General features: G+C 38.6%; 12 protein-coding genes. 7 read left to right on the top strand and 5 right to left on the bottom strand.

Annotated features, from left to right (window positions below; translation table 11 throughout):
- The first annotated feature begins 187 nt into the window (after positions 1-187).
- Positions 188-1,471: an acetylxylan esterase gene (locus tag AC0L7T_RS11475; RefSeq protein ID WP_473342776.1), complete on the top strand. Its 1,284-nt coding sequence runs from the start codon at positions 188-190 to the stop codon at positions 1,469-1,471.
- Between the two features lie 145 nt (positions 1,472-1,616).
- Here the strand turns inward: AC0L7T_RS11475 and AC0L7T_RS11470 are convergent, their stop codons facing one another.
- The 5 genes from AC0L7T_RS11470 to AC0L7T_RS11450 all read right to left on the bottom strand — a co-directional run bounded on the left by AC0L7T_RS11470 (position 1,617) and on the right by AC0L7T_RS11450 (position 7,556).
- Positions 1,617-3,350 carry an FAD-dependent oxidoreductase gene (locus AC0L7T_RS11470; protein WP_473342775.1) on the bottom strand — a complete coding sequence of 578 codons (1,734 nt, stop codon included), beginning with the start codon at positions 3,348-3,350 and terminating at the stop codon, positions 1,617-1,619.
- 38 nt (positions 3,351-3,388) lie between these two features.
- Positions 3,389-4,546 (bottom strand): n-acyl-d-glucosamine 2-epimerase, encoded by a 1,158-nt coding sequence (locus AC0L7T_RS11465; RefSeq protein WP_473342774.1) that lies wholly within the window; start codon positions 4,544-4,546, stop codon positions 3,389-3,391.
- Between the two features lie 6 nt (positions 4,547-4,552).
- On the bottom strand, positions 4,553-5,968 hold the full coding sequence (locus tag AC0L7T_RS11460) for a sugar porter family MFS transporter (protein WP_473342773.1): 1,416 nt from the start codon (positions 5,966-5,968) through the stop codon (positions 4,553-4,555).
- Positions 5,969-6,266: 298 nt separating this feature from the next.
- Complete coding sequence (locus AC0L7T_RS11455) at positions 6,267-7,370, bottom strand: o-succinylbenzoate synthase (protein WP_473342772.1); 1,104 nt, start codon at positions 7,368-7,370, stop codon at positions 6,267-6,269.
- A gap of 18 nt (positions 7,371-7,388) precedes the next feature.
- The gene (locus AC0L7T_RS11450) at positions 7,389-7,556 is read right to left on the bottom strand and encodes a hypothetical protein (protein WP_473342771.1); all 168 of its coding nucleotides are present in this window, start codon (positions 7,554-7,556) and stop codon (positions 7,389-7,391) included.
- A gap of 20 nt (positions 7,557-7,576) precedes the next feature.
- Between AC0L7T_RS11450 and AC0L7T_RS11445 the strand changes: the two genes are divergently transcribed.
- The 6 genes from AC0L7T_RS11445 to AC0L7T_RS11420 all read left to right on the top strand — a co-directional run bounded on the left by AC0L7T_RS11445 (position 7,577) and on the right by AC0L7T_RS11420 (position 16,584).
- On the top strand, positions 7,577-8,800 hold the full coding sequence (locus tag AC0L7T_RS11445) for an S-adenosylmethionine:tRNA ribosyltransferase-isomerase (protein WP_473342770.1): 1,224 nt from the start codon (positions 7,577-7,579) through the stop codon (positions 8,798-8,800).
- A gap of 198 nt (positions 8,801-8,998) precedes the next feature.
- The gene (locus AC0L7T_RS11440) at positions 8,999-9,856 is read left to right on the top strand and encodes an alpha/beta hydrolase (protein WP_473342769.1); all 858 of its coding nucleotides are present in this window, start codon (positions 8,999-9,001) and stop codon (positions 9,854-9,856) included.
- A gap of 468 nt (positions 9,857-10,324) precedes the next feature.
- Positions 10,325-11,026: a hypothetical protein gene (locus AC0L7T_RS11435; RefSeq protein ID WP_473342768.1), complete on the top strand. Its 702-nt coding sequence runs from the start codon at positions 10,325-10,327 to the stop codon at positions 11,024-11,026.
- Entirely contained in the window at positions 11,023-13,785 is a 2,763-nt protein-coding gene (locus AC0L7T_RS11430) for a carboxypeptidase-like regulatory domain-containing protein (protein WP_473342767.1), read from the top strand. The genes AC0L7T_RS11435 and AC0L7T_RS11430 overlap by 4 nt, the downstream gene beginning before the upstream one ends.
- The gene (locus AC0L7T_RS11425) at positions 13,785-14,942 is read left to right on the top strand and encodes a DUF4249 domain-containing protein (RefSeq protein WP_473342766.1); all 1,158 of its coding nucleotides are present in this window, start codon (positions 13,785-13,787) and stop codon (positions 14,940-14,942) included. Before AC0L7T_RS11430 ends, AC0L7T_RS11425 begins: the two co-directional genes overlap by 1 nt.
- A complete protein-coding gene (locus AC0L7T_RS11420; protein WP_473342765.1) occupies positions 14,935-16,584 on the top strand; it encodes a hypothetical protein in 1,650 nt (549 codons plus the stop codon). Before AC0L7T_RS11425 ends, AC0L7T_RS11420 begins: the two co-directional genes overlap by 8 nt.
- Positions 16,585-16,595: the final 11 nt, after the last annotated feature.

The following is a 16,595-nucleotide window of genomic DNA, read 5'->3' as shown; positions in this document are numbered from 1 at the left end:
AAACATGCGGTTTGGGAAAATCCTGGTGAAGACAAAAGGAGGAATTGACAATGAATTTTCACGCATCATTACCCTAGAAAAGCAGAATTATTGTATTTTCGGGATTAAAGAATGCTACTATTCTATAAATGGATTAATGAACCATAAAGCAGTAGTTTTTACCAATTTTAACCAAAATCATATATCAATGAAAAAATGTTATTTCTTATTACTTTTCGTTGGACTAATCTTCAGCCAACTAGCCTTGGGACAATCCCAACAAGGCCAGCTTATCCGAATAATGGTAAGCCCCTCTTCTTCAGACATGATTTATCAAAAAGGCGATAACATTTCATTTAATGTGGCGGTATATAAATTCGGGAAGTTAATAGAAGGGGCTGAAATAGAATATGAAATTGGTCCGGAAAAAATGGATCCGGTCTTAACAGGAACCAGCACCCTAAAAAAAGGGACGACCACAATTAAAGGAGGGAAACTAGATGTTCCTGGTTTTGTCAGGTGTCAGGTAACCTATAAAGAAAATGGAGAAACCTATAGAAACACAGGCACTGCTGGTGTGACACCTTTGGCTATCCAACCAACGACTACCTTACCTGATGACTTCAAAGCATTTTGGGATGAAGGCAAAGAGGCATTAAAAAAGATTCCTTTGGAACCTGTACTCACACTAATGCCAGAACGTTCAACCCACCATACCAATGTTTACCATGTTTCCTTTAAGAACATCAGTGGTGACATTTACGGGATATTAACCAAGCCTAAAAAACCTGGGAAATATCCTGCCATTCTACATGTGCCAGGAGCCGGAATCAGACCTTACTCTGGGGCCAACTTTAATCAGGATGTCATCTCTTTACAGATTGGAATTCATGGCATCCCTGTCAATCTATATGAGTCCTCTTTGTATCAGGATTTAGGTGCAGGTGCCTTAAATGGCTACAATAGAATCTTTCTTGATAATAAAGACAAATATTATTACAAGAGGGTATATTTAGGTTGCGTGAGAGCCGTAGACTTTATTTTTGCACAAGAGGAATTTGATGGTGAAAATATTGGCGTGATGGGCGGAAGCCAGGGAGGTGCCTTATCTATCATTACCGCAGGCCTGGATGAAAGAATCAAATACCTGGTGAGCTATTATCCAGCTCTATCAGACCTTACAGGTTACCTACACGGCCGTGCCGGAGGTTGGCCTCAATTATTCAAAGACGAATGGAGCAATCAACCTGATAAAATTGAAACTTCAAAGTATTATGATGTTGTTAATTTTGCAAGATTTGTAAAAGTTCCAGGGTTTTATTCCTGGGGTTTTAATGACAATGTATGCCCTCCAACTTCCATGTATTCTGCCTATAATGTAGTACCTGGTAAAAAGGAATTGTCTCTCTATCACGATGCCGCACATTGGCGTTATGCTGAACAAAGCCAAGAAGGACACGATTGGTTAATCCAAAAAATCGGGGTTAGATAATTTTTAACAGAAAGTTTAAAGTGCCTGAAAATGCAATATTTTCAGGCACTTTTTTTGGCAATTGAATTCACAATAGCCATTGTCTCCTTTCGCGTGAAATGGCATAATCTCATAATAAAAGGACATAGCCTATTACAGATATAGCCTACTTATCAGTCGCTGGCCAAGCCGTCTCAATCCCTTGTGACCTTACAAAGGACTGAAATTCTTTTAACAAATCGCTATCCTCTCTTACTGCCTTTGGCCTCACTTTCTTACTTATCGCAAATGGAACCAACATACCTACTGCCTCTCCAATACTCCATTCTACAGGGTGCAAACGGTAACAACCATTGGTAATATGTGTGGTCCCAATATTTTTATTCGCTGGTAAAAGATTTTCCGTTTCCTGTGGGATCAATGCTCCTAAAGGAATCTGAAATGGCAGGGAACCAAAATCTATGTAATTGTCTCCACCACAACTTGGATGTAAATCGATATGGTAATAACCAATCCCCACACTATCATAAAAATCTGCAGCTTTTAAAGCCTTTCCTTCAAGTCCTGAAACCTGGGCACGTTGGGCAGCCCCCACATGCTCTTCTTTCACAGTAAACAGGGCTTTTATTCTCCTGGCCTCTCTCACATAAGGATATTTTGCCAAGCCATCTTCCGTACCCATTAAGTCATTTCTCAACCTGAGTCCAGGCCAGCCCTTGCCACCATCCGATCTAGGGGCTTCCGTTTGCAACCAATACAGCAAAGACAAGCTTTGTTGCTTGCCAGCATCCAGGTGTTTTTTAAATTCATCCTCACTTACATCTACAATATTTCCAGACACATAATCATTTTGTGGCCAATTGACCAAGGTGGCATCGCCTTGATAAAACCCCGGCTGATGGTTGGCTTGAGAGATAATCTTTCGATAAACCATCAAGTTCAAACTATTCCCTGTCTTTATTCCCTCAGGGTGAAATCCAAGTTCCTTGGGTTCCAGATCTTTTGGGCTGCTGTAGTTAAGTTCAAGCATTTTTCCAGACCAGGGAGGGTTCATCTCAGGAGTGAAATTTTTCCAATAATCGTAGTCTGAAGGTTTAGGAATTGTCCAATCCTCCCCTTTTACATAATCAATTGCAAAACAAACCGTAAAGGCTTGATTGTTATCTGGCCTATGGGTCACTCCAGCATGCCATTCTCCAGTGTCACCTTTGGCTTCGCTACCAGTAACATAGGCCGTACCGGTCAAAGGAAGCAAGTCACCCAACTCCGTGGCATCCACAAAATACTCCCCTTCCAAAAGTACATTCTTGTTTGTATGCAAGTTTTTAGCAATCAATGCCTGCACTCTTTTCCCAGCTACTTTTGCCCTTACTACCTTGTGATGTTTCAATAAAATAAGTTTGCGAGAACTTTCATATGCCGCAAACATTTCCTGCAAAACCATATGCCCAACCTTTGGCTCGAAGCAAAGACGCGAAACCGATCCACCACCTGGGTTAAGTAATTTGTTTGACGCTGCTTCAGGGGTTAAAGGGTAATACCTTTTGTAATAATCCCTGATTTTCTCTCTAAAAATCCTGTACAATTCAGGTGCACCATGTGACTCGATCCATTGGTGTTCATCGGGGGGAACACCCTGTTGGGATAGTTGCCCACCTAACCAATCTGTCTCTTCTGTCATCACTACAGTCAAACCATTTCTTAGGGCTGCGAAAGCCGCCGCACAGCCACCTAGTCCAGCTCCAGCTACCATCAGATCTGCTTGTAATATTTTTCCACTTTCGTTTATGGCCACACTTTTCCTGTTTTGACTAGCATGTACCGGTAAACCTGTAAGTGTGGCTGAAGCGATGGTTCCACCACCCAATACCACCTTACCCATAAAGTTTCTTCTATTCATCTTATCTATATTTAATAGGCTAAAAATTGAATATTGTATTATTTGATTTTCTCTAAATTTTTCCAGACTTGATACAATCCCCGTGGTACATGAAAACAGCCTTTCCATTTGCCACCTTTTAAAGGCAATTGCACTTTACCGTATCTGTCCAGATAGCCAAACCACTCCGGAGAATCGGGATCTTTAAAATGTTCCCAAGTATAGTCATGTACTTTATTAAACCATTGAAGGCACTCATTATTGCCTGTGATGGCATATGCCTTGGATAAAAAGACCAATGTTTCCAAATGAACCCACCATAATTTTTGGTTCCATTCTAACTTTTCGGATGGGTGGCCGCAAATATCCAGGAAATAATATATGCCTCCATACTCCTCATCCCAGCCATATTCAAGCGTTCGTAAGCCAGTAGCGATTGCTTTCTGGCACAAGTCCTCATCATTGTACTTTTGGCTTAGGTCAAGCATAAACCACATTGCCTCGATGGCATGCCCCGGACTTGTTAATCTACCTTCATAAGAATCAGAAAAACTTCCATCCACATTCACATTCTCCAATATCAATCCTGTTTCTTCTTGAAGAAACACCTCCATCACTTCATGGATAACACCTGGAACCAATGTTGCTACTTTATCCTCATCCAGCAAAGACTCCATTTCCAGGGTTAAATTGCTCAAAATCATGGGCAAAGCAAAGCTTTTTAAATTCCTTGTGCCTGGAAAGGTTTTGTTGTAAATGCCTTTTGGGTTGTCCCTACGTTTCAAAATATTTTCAAAGGTCTTCAAGGCTATTTCTGCATACTCCTCCGAGGGTGCCACTTTGTGCAGAGCAGCAAAAGCCATGGCTGCAAAGCAATCAGAAAATATATTATATGGCTGAACCAATGGATTCCCTTTTTGATCTAAAGAAAAATAAAAGGCTCCATTTTTATCCCTACCATGTTTAATTAAAAAAGCAGCGCCGTTCTTGGCCAAATCAAGCCATTCTTTATTTGGTTTTACCCGGTCGTACAACACGGCAAACATCCATACTTGTCTGGCTTGCAACCAAACGAATTTATCTGTGTCATATACTTTCCCATACCTATCAAGACAGGTAAAATAGCCTCCATTGATTTTATCAGGGCTATTTTTCTCCCAAAACGGAATCACATTGTTTAGTAGTTCCTCTTTGTATAAATTCAAATATTGCTTCATTACTAATTATTTATTTTTTATCCCTTTTCCAAACCAGTAATTTTCTATCTCCTCCAAACTCTTACCAGCTGTCTCGGGTATTTTTTTCCAGATTATATACAAGTAGGGAAAGCACATCAATGCAAAAAACAGAAACGTACCTGAAGGCCCCAAATTTTCCAAAAACCAAGGGGTCAATTGACCTACTAAATAGGTGCCCACCCAAAGGGAGAAACCAGCAATTGACATGGCTAATCCTCTTACCTTATTGGGGTACATTTCAGATAGCAAAACAAAAATGACTGCAGAGATCGATATGGCTGTAAAAAAAATGTAGGCCAGAAATAGAATCAATAAGAAAAGGGATGGTAAGCCATAAATTTCGCTACCATAAAAATAAAAGCTTATCAAAAGTAAAGAAAGAACCATCCCAGAAACGCCAAAGTAAACCAGTTTTTTCCTTCCTACACGATCTATAATAAACAAGGCCAGAATGGTTGTTAAGACGTTGACGACTCCTACCATCACCTGATAATAAAGCGCATCTCCCCCACTCAAACCAGACTGCTCAAAAATACTTGGCCCATAATACAGCACAGCATTGACGCCCATAAATTGGCCTAGAATGGCAATGGCCATTCCTAGCAGTACCGGCTTTAGAATTTTCGGGTTTTTTAGCAGCCCCCAGCTACTTTCTGAGATCTGGTCAGCCTGTTTCAATACTTCCTCTACTTTTTGTTTTCCAATAACAGCGGAATGGTAAAGTTTCGCAAACACATTTTCTGCTTTAGCGGTTTGATTGTTAATAACAAGCCACCTGGGACTTTCTGGTATAAACAACAGCACGATAAAAAACAGGAATGCAGGAATGATTTCCATGCCCAACATTGCCCTCCAGACTTCCTCATGAAAAACCTGGGACAATAAGGGGCTTCCCTTGAAAAGTTGCGTTTCAGCGATGCTCAATAATTCAAAATTCATTAAAAAGGCACCCAAAAACCCAATGGTAATGGCCAACTGATACAAAGAAACCAGGCTCCCTCTAATAGCTGAAGGAGCAACTTCAGATATATACATTGGCGAAACAATCGAAACCATCCCAATACCCGCTCCTCCTATAATTCTATATAAGATCAATTCATTATAACTACTGGCAATGGCACAACCTATAGCTGAAATCGAAAATAAAACTGCTGAAAGGAGCATCACTTTTTTCCTTCCGTATTTATCTGAAAGTCCACCGGCAAAGCTTACACCGATTATCGACCCTAATAAAGCACAACCAACATACCAGCCTTGAGCGATTACAGACAGCTCAAATTGTTGACTCACTTGACTAATCGTTCCTGAAATAACAGCAGTATCATACCCAAACAAAAACCCTCCAATGGCTGCCACAAGAGATAAGAATATTATATAGGTGTAAGAAGGGTTTATCTTCATAGAATGTGCATTTTTTATTTTTAAAAGAGATAAAGTGAAACAGTCTATTTGAGCGTTTAAAATACGGTACCTAAAATAGTTGATTATACTTGATATATGCAACAGCCTTTATACGAGCTGATCAAATTGCTAGAAATAATAAATTGAGTGCTAATTTTCAATCTCCAACGGACCTTGTTTTTCTACCTATCCATTGATTATTTGGAAAGGCTTCTATCCCAAGAGTTCCTCTGTGAATCATGGGCTAAGGATAAAATGCAGCTAACCTGGAATAAGTACCCTATAGCAGAACCTGAATTTAATCGTTTAATATTTCAGGTAATTTCCAATCAAGCTTGGTATCATAGCCTATTTTACCTTTTGAGATCTTCAATGGAGAGTCTACATTGTTATGGTACAATTGTCCCGTGCCCAAGCCTTGAGGCATTTCACCTTTCAATGAGGAGGTAAGTTGGGCAATTGCATTTAACCCAATATTACTTTCCAAAGCTGAGGTCATCCACCAGCAAGTACTTGTTTGTTGGGCAAGGGCCACCCATTCTCTAATAGCTACTATACCACCAAGTAAAGTAGGTTTTAGAATAAGAAATTGAGGCCTTATCGATTCAAGGAGTTGAAGCTTATTTTCTCGACCATATATTCCTATCAGTTCTTCATCCAGAGCAATTGGGATCGGGGATTTCTTACATAATTCACCCATTTCAGCTATCAATCCAGGTTGAATGGGTTGCTCAATACTATGAATTTCAAATTTGGCTAACCTTTCCAGTTTTCCCAGGGCATCTTGAGGAGCAAATGCGCCATTTGCATCTACCCGGATAGAAATTTTATCCTTAGAGAAACGAGAACGTATTTTTCCTAGAAGCTCACATTCCTGATCGAAATCAATGGCTCCTATTTTCATTTTTATACAGTCGTAGCCTTGCTCGATCTTTTGATCAATCTGCCTTTCCATAAATTCCTTCTTCCCCATCCAAACCAATCCATTTATGGGTAGTGGGGAACCTGTATCGTAAAAACTATTGTCTAAAATTTTTCGACGGCCTCCATTGATCAGATCTAACAATGCTGTTTCCAGCCCAAATTGGATACTTGGAAAATTCTGAAGCATCATGTTGTCAATCTGACTGAGAAGCATTTCCTGACTAGCCTGGAATTCCATTTTCTCCACTAATTTCAAAATCTTAAAGGCTTCTTCCAGAAAGTTAGGCACATCATCCTTGCTAAGCCCTTTTAAAGGGCCTGCTTCCCCCATGCCAATTATCCCTGGATATAGGTCCGAAGTGACTTGAATAAAATACGTTTTTTTCTCTTTAAGTATTCCTCTACTGGTTCCTGCCTCAAATTTGAAATTTAATGCATAGGCTTTAATGGAACATTTAACTTTAAATAATTGGGTCATTTTTATTTTTCGTTATAGTCAAATATGACCATTTTCTTCCAAACCATAAAAGTTAAAGATGGCCGAATAAGGATAATTGTCCCAGTTATTATTCAAATGGTCAAGGTCTCCATAGAAACATGGCATAATCTCCTGCAATTGGATGTAAAGGGCTATATTTGCATCGGATTTGAAAAAAATGTTCAATATCGAGAATTATTAAAAATATGCGCATTAAAAGTGCTCCAAAGCTTCAGGATTATTTCTACGAATTACCAGATGAATTCATCGCCAAATACCCCCTTGAACTCAGAGATAAGTCCAAATTATTGCATTATGAAAATAGCACTATCCGTCATGAGAAATTTTCGGGTATTGCAGGTTTAATACCTAAAAACAGTCACCTTGTTTTCAACAATACAAAAGTAATTCCAGCCAGGCTTCATTTTCAAAAATTAACTGGTGCGAAAATTGAAATCTTTTTATTAAATCCACTCCTTCCATCTTCTATTATTCAACAATGCATGGAAAGCACTGGACCAGTAACATGGAAGTGCATGATCGGGAATCTTAAAAGATGGAAAGAAAACGAACAGCTTTCTTGCCAGATCGATATAGAAGAAGTCACCTATAATATTCATGCGAAATTAATCAATCGAGAAAACAGGGAAGTTGAACTAAGCTGGAGTCCCAACGATAAATCTTTTGCCGCAATTGTAGAGGCAAGCGGAGAGGTCCCGCTTCCTCCCTATCTGAACAGAGCGGCCGAAGAAGACGATAAACTGCGCTACCAGACGGTTTACTCCGACAAAGAAGGTGCTGTGGCGGCGCCCACAGCCGGCCTCCATTTTACCGATAAAACCCTCGATGATTTAAAATCAAATGGGATTTCTATTGAATACCTTACATTGCATACAGGAGCAGGCACTTTTCAGCCCATTAAACATGACAATGTCATCGAACATCCAATGCACAGTGAACAAATGGTTTTCTCAAAACAAAATATCCTAAATTTAATAGCTGCAAAGGGTAATATTATTGCTGTGGGAACTACCTCCATGCGTTCCTTAGAAAGCCTTTATTGGTTTGGTGTTAATTTATTAAATGGGAAATCTGAGCTATTTCACATAGAAAAACTAGACCCGTACCAGGAATACCCCAGTCTACCAGGGAAAATTGAAAGCTTAAATGCCATTCTTAATTGGATGGAACAAAACGAATTGGATCAACTGACTGGCACCACTGAAATTTTTATTTTCCCAGGGTATAAATTTCGACTCTGTAATGGTCTGGTAACCAATTTTCATCAGCCAGGCTCTACATTAATCCTGTTGGTGGCAGCTTTTACACATGGGAATTGGAAGGAAATTTACGAGGAAGCAATAGCTAATAAATACAGATTCTTAAGCTATGGGGACAGTAGTCTATTGTGGAATGAGAAATTACCTTAAGTTTAGCATTTGAAAATGAATGGCTTTAACTGCTAATAAAGCAGGTTTTTAGCAAAGCCTACGCTTTCCCATAATGGCTCGTTGACAAAGCCATTTAGGTGTGCATTGGATATTTATAGTGGATCTTTGGGGATAATTCCCCATTTTACGATAATTGTTAAGCCACAAAAGAAAATATAAAATCTTAACTTACTTACAATGGGATTTTCTATCAAAACAAACGTGATACTATCACTTCTGTTCGTAATTGTCAATACTTCCTATGCGCAGGTAGACACTGTGAGACACTTCAGCCAAAGTCTCAAAAAGGAAATGCGCTATGCCATCACTTTTCCAGATTCTTATGATAAGAATGATAGCAATTATCCTGTGGTATACCTTTTACATGGAGCAGGGGGGAATTACAGCAATTGGCATAAAAATGGTAAAAGACCAGGACTTTTGTCTGAATTGGCCAATACCTATGATTTTCTTATTGTAACGCCGGAAGTGGGGCCATACAGCTATTATTATGACAGCCCGGTGCTCGACTCTGTTCGCTATGAATCCTACATTACAATTGACCTAATTAAAGAGATCGATCAAAAATACAGAACCATTGCCAATAAATCCGGAAGGGCAATTACTGGTCTTTCTATGGGAGGACATGGCGCATTGATGTTAAGTGCAAAACATCCTGAATTATTTTTCGCAGCAGGAAGCATGAGTGGCGTAATGAATATCGACACCAGGGAATGGGATATTGATGAAAATAGAAAAGAGTTAAGAATTAAGCAGCAAAAGGAAATGCTAGGAGCTATCGTTTATGATGCTCCTTTTAGTACGTATACTGCTGTAGGTTTAATTGAAAATATGGAGGAAAATGGTGTGAATATGATAATCGACTGTGGTACAGAAGACTTCCTATTGAACACTAACAGGCAAATGCATCAGCTCCTCCTAAAGGCGGGTGTCGCACATGATTATATTGAAAGACCAGGCTCTCATAACTGGGATTACTGGACCAATGCACTGCCCTATCACTTTTTGTTTTTTGATGAGCTCCTAAGAAAATAATTAGCTGACAATTCTCCTCAATATTGCAGGGCGGTAGCTTTTTATTACTTTTTTAAATTCAACTCTAAAAGATCTTTTTATCAATGGACAAAACTTCAGAGGAAAATTCATTTTGAATCAAGCCTTCAAAATGAAATCATGCGCCTTCCATTTAGACTTAAGCTTGGTAGCCATAAAGGATTTGTTAAACCTTTGTCCCAGGCAGCCCATTCCCTTAATTGAAAAATCTTCATTTTTAAAGTGATGCTCCAAAACAACAATCAAGTCATTTTTTTTGCATTTGGTTCTCCTATCCCATTGCTCCAATGAATCCGCAATGGGGTTATTGGTAAATGCATCTTCTCCTTTTCCGTTTAACTCATTTTTTTTTCAGTAATACCAAAGACACTTGTTTATTCTATTATAAAATGTTCTATATTTCAGATGTTTTAGTTTACAATTATCGATCTAATAGATTTGCTATTTAATATGCTCAAAATTCTATTTGTAGCAATTGTTTTGATAGGACCCTTTCAAGGAAAGGCTCAAGACGTACCTTCAAAACAGTATGCAGAAAAGTATGAAGAGATCATACAGTATTTTCCTGAAATAAATACCGGCACGCATTATGTTGAGGAAAACAGATCTTTAGATGGACATCCATTTTATTTGTCTTCTAAAATCGATTTTGGTTCTTTAGTAATTGGAGATTTCTACTTTGAGAAAGTGCCACTTCAATATGACATATGGGAAGACTGGGTCATTTCATTTTCATCCGTTTTTAACCAAAGGATGATCTTAAATCATCTAAAAATAGACCGCTTTCAATTAATTGATGGTTCCACATTTGTCAAAAAAGAGAAGCCTGATGGTTTCCTATTTCATGCTAATGGTTTTTATCGAGAAATTGTAACTGGAAAAACTGGCCTATATGCAAAACACAGGAAACAAAAAAAACAAGAATCTTCTACTATAGAACTTTTAAGAAGCTACGATGAAGTGATTAGGTATTTTTTCGAACTAGAAGGTGCCTTGGTACCTGTCCCAGGTAGAAGAAACCTTTTTGAAACCTTGGGGATTTCCAAAAAACCAGCAAAACAAGAACTCAAAAGAGCTGGCTTAAGGTATAAAAAAAACAAAGAAGCCTATTTGAGGACTTTGGTGAATATGGCTAATAATGTCCAACCATGATTAAGAATTTATTAAAGCTAAGTAGTTTGTTTCTGATAATGCTCGTGCAGCTTTCTGTTGCTCAAACACCAGATCAGGACCGTATTTCAGGAATTTTTTCTGGTATTTCCTTTAATCAATTTGCCCAAATGATCGAGGGTAAATCTGATTATCAATTGTTCTTCAAGCATGCTGATGTAGACACGCTAACCATTAATATCAATGCATATGATAGTCCTATCGAGGACATTCTAGATGAAGTATTTAAATCCACAGGACTCTTTTATGCTATCGATAATGAAAAGAGGATTTTCATAAGTAAAGGATCAGCTTTGGATATGCGACTCCCAGCGGGCTTCTTTGCAATTCAAAAACCAGAAAAAGATTTAAACCTGCTGGCAAACAGTCAACAGGAAACAGAAGATAGAACATTCGCCAAAAACAGGCTTTGGGAAATAGGAAACAATAATGCTTCTCCGGGAGCGAGGGATGCTATTTTGAAGGGCAAAATCACCAGCGCTGAATCAGAAGAACCTATTATAGGAGCACTGATATATACCACTGGACAAAATGCAAAATCCATATCAGATGAAAATGGAAATTACACCATTACCCTACCTAAGGGCCGACATACCTTGATTTTCCAAAACTTTGGTGCTTATCAGGAACAAAGGCAAGTGAATCTTCTTGGTGATGGGCAATTAAATGTGGAAATGGACGATAACATCATTTCCCTAACTGAAGTTACGGTAACCTCAGAAAAATCCGCCAATATAGAACGTCCTGAAATGGGTTTGGCATCCATCACTGTACAGTCCTTGAAAAAATTGCCTTCGGTATTAGGCGAAGTGGATGTCCTCCGGGCCATATTGACCCTTCCGGGGGTGAAGACGGTAGGGGAAGCCAGTGCTGGCTTTAATGTAAGAGGCGGAGCGGCAGATCAGAACCTGATTTTATTTAATGGAGCTACCATATATAACCCTACACATCTTTTTGGGCTTTTTTCCGCCTTTAACCCTGATATGATTGAGAGTGTAGATTTGTATAAAGCTGGCGTTCCTGTTCAGTTTGGCGGAAGATTATCTTCCGTATTGGACATCAAGAGTAAGTATGGTTCAACAGAAGAGATCAAAGGTGGAGGGGGTATAGGCCTGATGACAAGTCGGCTGTACCTGGAGGGGCCGATTTCAGACAAAACTACTTTTGCTGTCGGAGGAAGAAGCACCTACTCTAACTGGTTATTTGGTTTTTTGGATGAGGATTCTGAATTCCGAGATAGTAGGGCATCTTTCCATGATTTGAATCTCAACATGAAGCATCAAATAAACGAAAACAATGAGCTAACCATCTCTACCTATTGGAGCAAGGATTCTTTTCGTTTTGATAGAGACACCGTATTTAATTACCAGAACTTAAACTTAAGTTCCACCTGGACCCATTACTTCAGCGACCGACTTGAAGGAAAATTTCATTTGGGGCATGATCAATATACTTTTGAAATTCAGAGCCAACAAGACCCTTTAAATGCCTTTACTTTTGGATTTGGAATGGATCAAAGCAGTTGGAAAAATCATTTTACCTATGATTTAAATGACAAACACCAATTGAGTTTTGGTATGAATGCTATTTATTACAACCTCAACCCTGGTAAACAAGTACCCCAAGGAAGTGAATCCATACTTTTAAATGAACGCGTAACTCGGGAAAATGCCCTGGAAACATCCTTTTTTCTAGGAGATGATTATGAATTCAACCCAAAACTAATGTTCAGTTATGGATTACGGTATGTGGTTTATAATTACCTGGGGCCAAACACGGTCAATGAATACCCGGCAAATTCCATAAAAACAGAGGATACCAAAACAGGAGAAAAAACCTATGCATCAGGAGACCTTATAAATACCTATCAGGGTCCGGAAGTTAGATTCTCTGCACGATATGCTTTGGATAACTTCACTTCCATAAAAGCGGGATACAATAGCATGAGGCAACACTTACACATGCTCACAAATACTTCAGCCATCGCCCCTACCGATACCTGGAAGTTAAGCGACCCACATTTAGCACCCCAAATGGGACAACAATGGGCCATTGGGTTCTTTAAAAATTACCAATCAAACATAATAGAAACCTCCATAGAAGTCTATTATAGAAAAATGAAGAATTTGGTGGATTTTAGGAGCGGTGCATCTTTAATTTTAAATGACAATATTGAACAAGATGTACTCAATACACAGGGTAAGGCCTACGGCATCGAGTTAATGGCGAAAAAAACCGAAGGAAAAGTAAACGGATGGGTAAGTTATACTTACTCGCGGTCATTGTTAAGGACCAATCCGGATGAATTGGGTGAGAAAGTTAACAAAGGTAAATTATACCCAAGTAATTTCGATCAACCACATGACATTATGCTGGCAGGTAATTTTGAATTTACAAAGCGAATTAACACCTCGGTTAATGCCAATTACAGCACAGGGAGACCAATAACACTTCCAATAGCCAAGTTCTATTACAATGGATCGGAAAGGGTTTTCTATTCCGATCGAAATGACTACCGGATTCCAGATTACTTCAGGGTAGACATCTCTTTCAATATTGAGGGAAATCATAAAGTCAAAAAGCTTGCGCATGCCTCCTGGTCATTAGGTATATACAATGTACTCGGTAGAGCTAATCCTTATTCCGTATACTTTTCACCAGAAAATGGATCAATTCAGGGCTATAAGCTTTCTATTTTTGCAAGACCTATTCCTTTTATCACCTATAACTTCAGATTTTGATGGATGCTGTATTCAAAATAAAACACCTTCCTGTAATTCTAGGTATTCTTGTATTATTCTTTGGTTGCCGAGAACCTTTTTCTCCCGAGCTCAAAGACCTTAACGAGAGTATTTTGGTGGTAGAAGGATTTATAGAAGTGGGCGGTGGTACCACTAGTATTAAGCTTAGCATGGCTTCTCCACTTTATACAGATATCCCAAATTTCCCTGTACCTGGAGCAATCATTACCATTTTTGGAGAGAACGGTGACAGTTGGGAGTTAAATACGAATAGTTCAGGAGCCTATGAAACAGATGCTTTTCTACCTGAAGAGGAAGCATATACACTTACCATTGACTTGAGCAATGGCCAAAGTTATGTTTCAGATAAAATTATGCCTATTGTAAGTCCAGAATTTGACATCACATTTACCAAACAGGACGGCAATGTGCAGATATACAGTAACACCACAGGAAATGATGAGGCAGAGTTTTTTTTATGGCAATATGAAGAAACCTGGATGTACCGAACGCCACACACTTCATTCTTTAATTATGACAAGGTTACAAAGCAGATGGTCGATATTCCATTAGATCAATTGACCAACAGGTGTTATAATTTTGATCAATCCAGAAGGGTAATCCTGGAGGCATCATCTCGGTTTGAAAACAATAGAATATTTCAAAAAGAATTGCTAACAATCGACAGTCTATCTGAGAAGTTAGGTATCCGTTATCGCATAAAAGCACGGCAATATGCCATAGATCGAGAAGCATATATTTTCTGGGAAGGAATAAGAAGAAATTCGGATGATATTGGCGATATTTTCAGCCCTTTACCCTCCGCTGTGACAAGTAATATTCATTCTACAGAAGATCCAGAAGAATCTGTTATTGGCTATATTTCTGCCGGAAAATCGAATGAAAGAATCCTATATATCAACACAAATGAAGTTGTCCCCTGGCGAACTTCATTAAAGGATTATTATGGCTGTATTATAGATACTATCGCACCACCAGATTATGAAGAGATCTTTGGTTTATTGAATTTTATACCCTTGTTTGAATATTGTGATGATTTACCTTGCGGAGGTTATTTTGCTTCCACAGAAGGATGTACAGATTGTAGACTTCGAGGAGGAGTTCTTGAAAAACCAGAATATTGGAAGGATGAGTAAGCAGTTAAAAATTAATTTTGTAACCTTGACTTTGTTTATTCTGGGTCTTTGGTTCCTTGGCAGTTATCAAGTAATAGCGCAAAGTAGCAAGCAACTTCCCGATGAAGAAATAATCGTTCAAGTTGTTAATCCCGTATCCCTAACGGAGGAATACTTATGGATGAATGTTTCTGTAACTTCAGGTGGCGAACCAAGTCCATCTAAAGTCATATATATGGAGTTATTGGACCGAAATGGGATATCAGTGGTAAAGGATCTCGCTGGACTTGAAAAAGGCGAAGTCAATTCCTATCTGATGCTTCCTTCCGATTTGCCTTCAGATCATTATCTTTTAAGAGTCTATACTAGAATTAGCCCTTATATTTCAGGGAAAAAAGGGGTTTTTCAATCTTTGGTTACAGTTATCAACCCAAAAATTCCTCCTATAATTACACCTACACTAGCCTTGGCGGAAGGCGGTTCCGTAATGCCACTCGAAACCAAATTTATAGCTCGCAAGGACAGTCTTATAGAAGTGTCAATTCCATTAGCTAAAGCAACGGATATCTCTGTGGTAGTAAATAAAACTACGCCATTTGACAATCTTAAAATGGCTTTAAATTACCCAGAGATGTATCCTGAAAACAATAGTTCCAGCCCCACTTTGGTACCAGAACTGTATGGGCATATTATTAAAGGGAAATTGCTCGACAGCGTAATCGATACTGCTGAAGTATTTTATCTTACCGTTCATGGTAGTCAATCCCATATGTTTATCGATAAACCCAATGATAAAGGAGAGCTATATTTTGACACCGGTAATTTCTCTTATTATGATTACGCTATCATCCAATCTGCTCAAACAGGGCAGCAAGTGAACTTCATCCTTACTTCTCCTTTTTGGGAAAAGGTTCCTGAGGGAAATTTTCAACTACCTGTTTTAAATTTAAGTCAAAGCAACGAGGAATTTATTAAGGAAAAGATTTTGGCAAGGGCAAGTCATCAATACTATCTTGGACCAATAGAAATTCCTGAAACACCTTTGCCTTTCCAATACATTACGGATTATAGCTATGCGTTAGATGATTATAATCGATTTGTAGATATGGCCACCACCATTAGAGAATATGTACCTATGGTATTGGTGCGAAGTCAAAATCGTAAAACCATATTTAAAAATTTCAATATCCCTTACAACCTAGTGTTCAAAGAAAGCCCCTTATTAGTCATTGATGGAATGCCAGTCTTTGATAGTGAAGCTTTTGCTAATTTTAATCCAAAAGGCATAGAAAGCATGGACATTATCAACCGGTATTTTTACATCAATGATCAAAAATTTACTGGGATGGTCAACCTCACCTCATTTAAAAATGATTTTGGAGGTTTTGATTTGCCTAAAAATGCCTTGTTTATAACCTATAATGGCATTCAAAAACCCTATCAATTTCATTCTACTTCGGCGTTTGGAAAAGACAATAACCATTTCCCTGATTTCAGAAGCACTTTGACTTGGCAAACGAACAAAGAAACAGATGAAAATGGCAATCTCACGTTTTCTTTTAAATCCTCCCTGCTTAAGGGAAAGTATGTTTTGAGAATTCAATACCAGAACAGTCTAAACAATGCCTTGAAAACTGCCCAGTTTTCTATGGAAATGGATTAGTTATTTTTGCT

It is taken from the genome of Cyclobacterium sp. 10D3-21, assembly GCF_055809755.1.
Note: the sequence above shows the minus strand (reverse complement) of the source record. Positions and strands in the feature narration are given on the sequence as shown.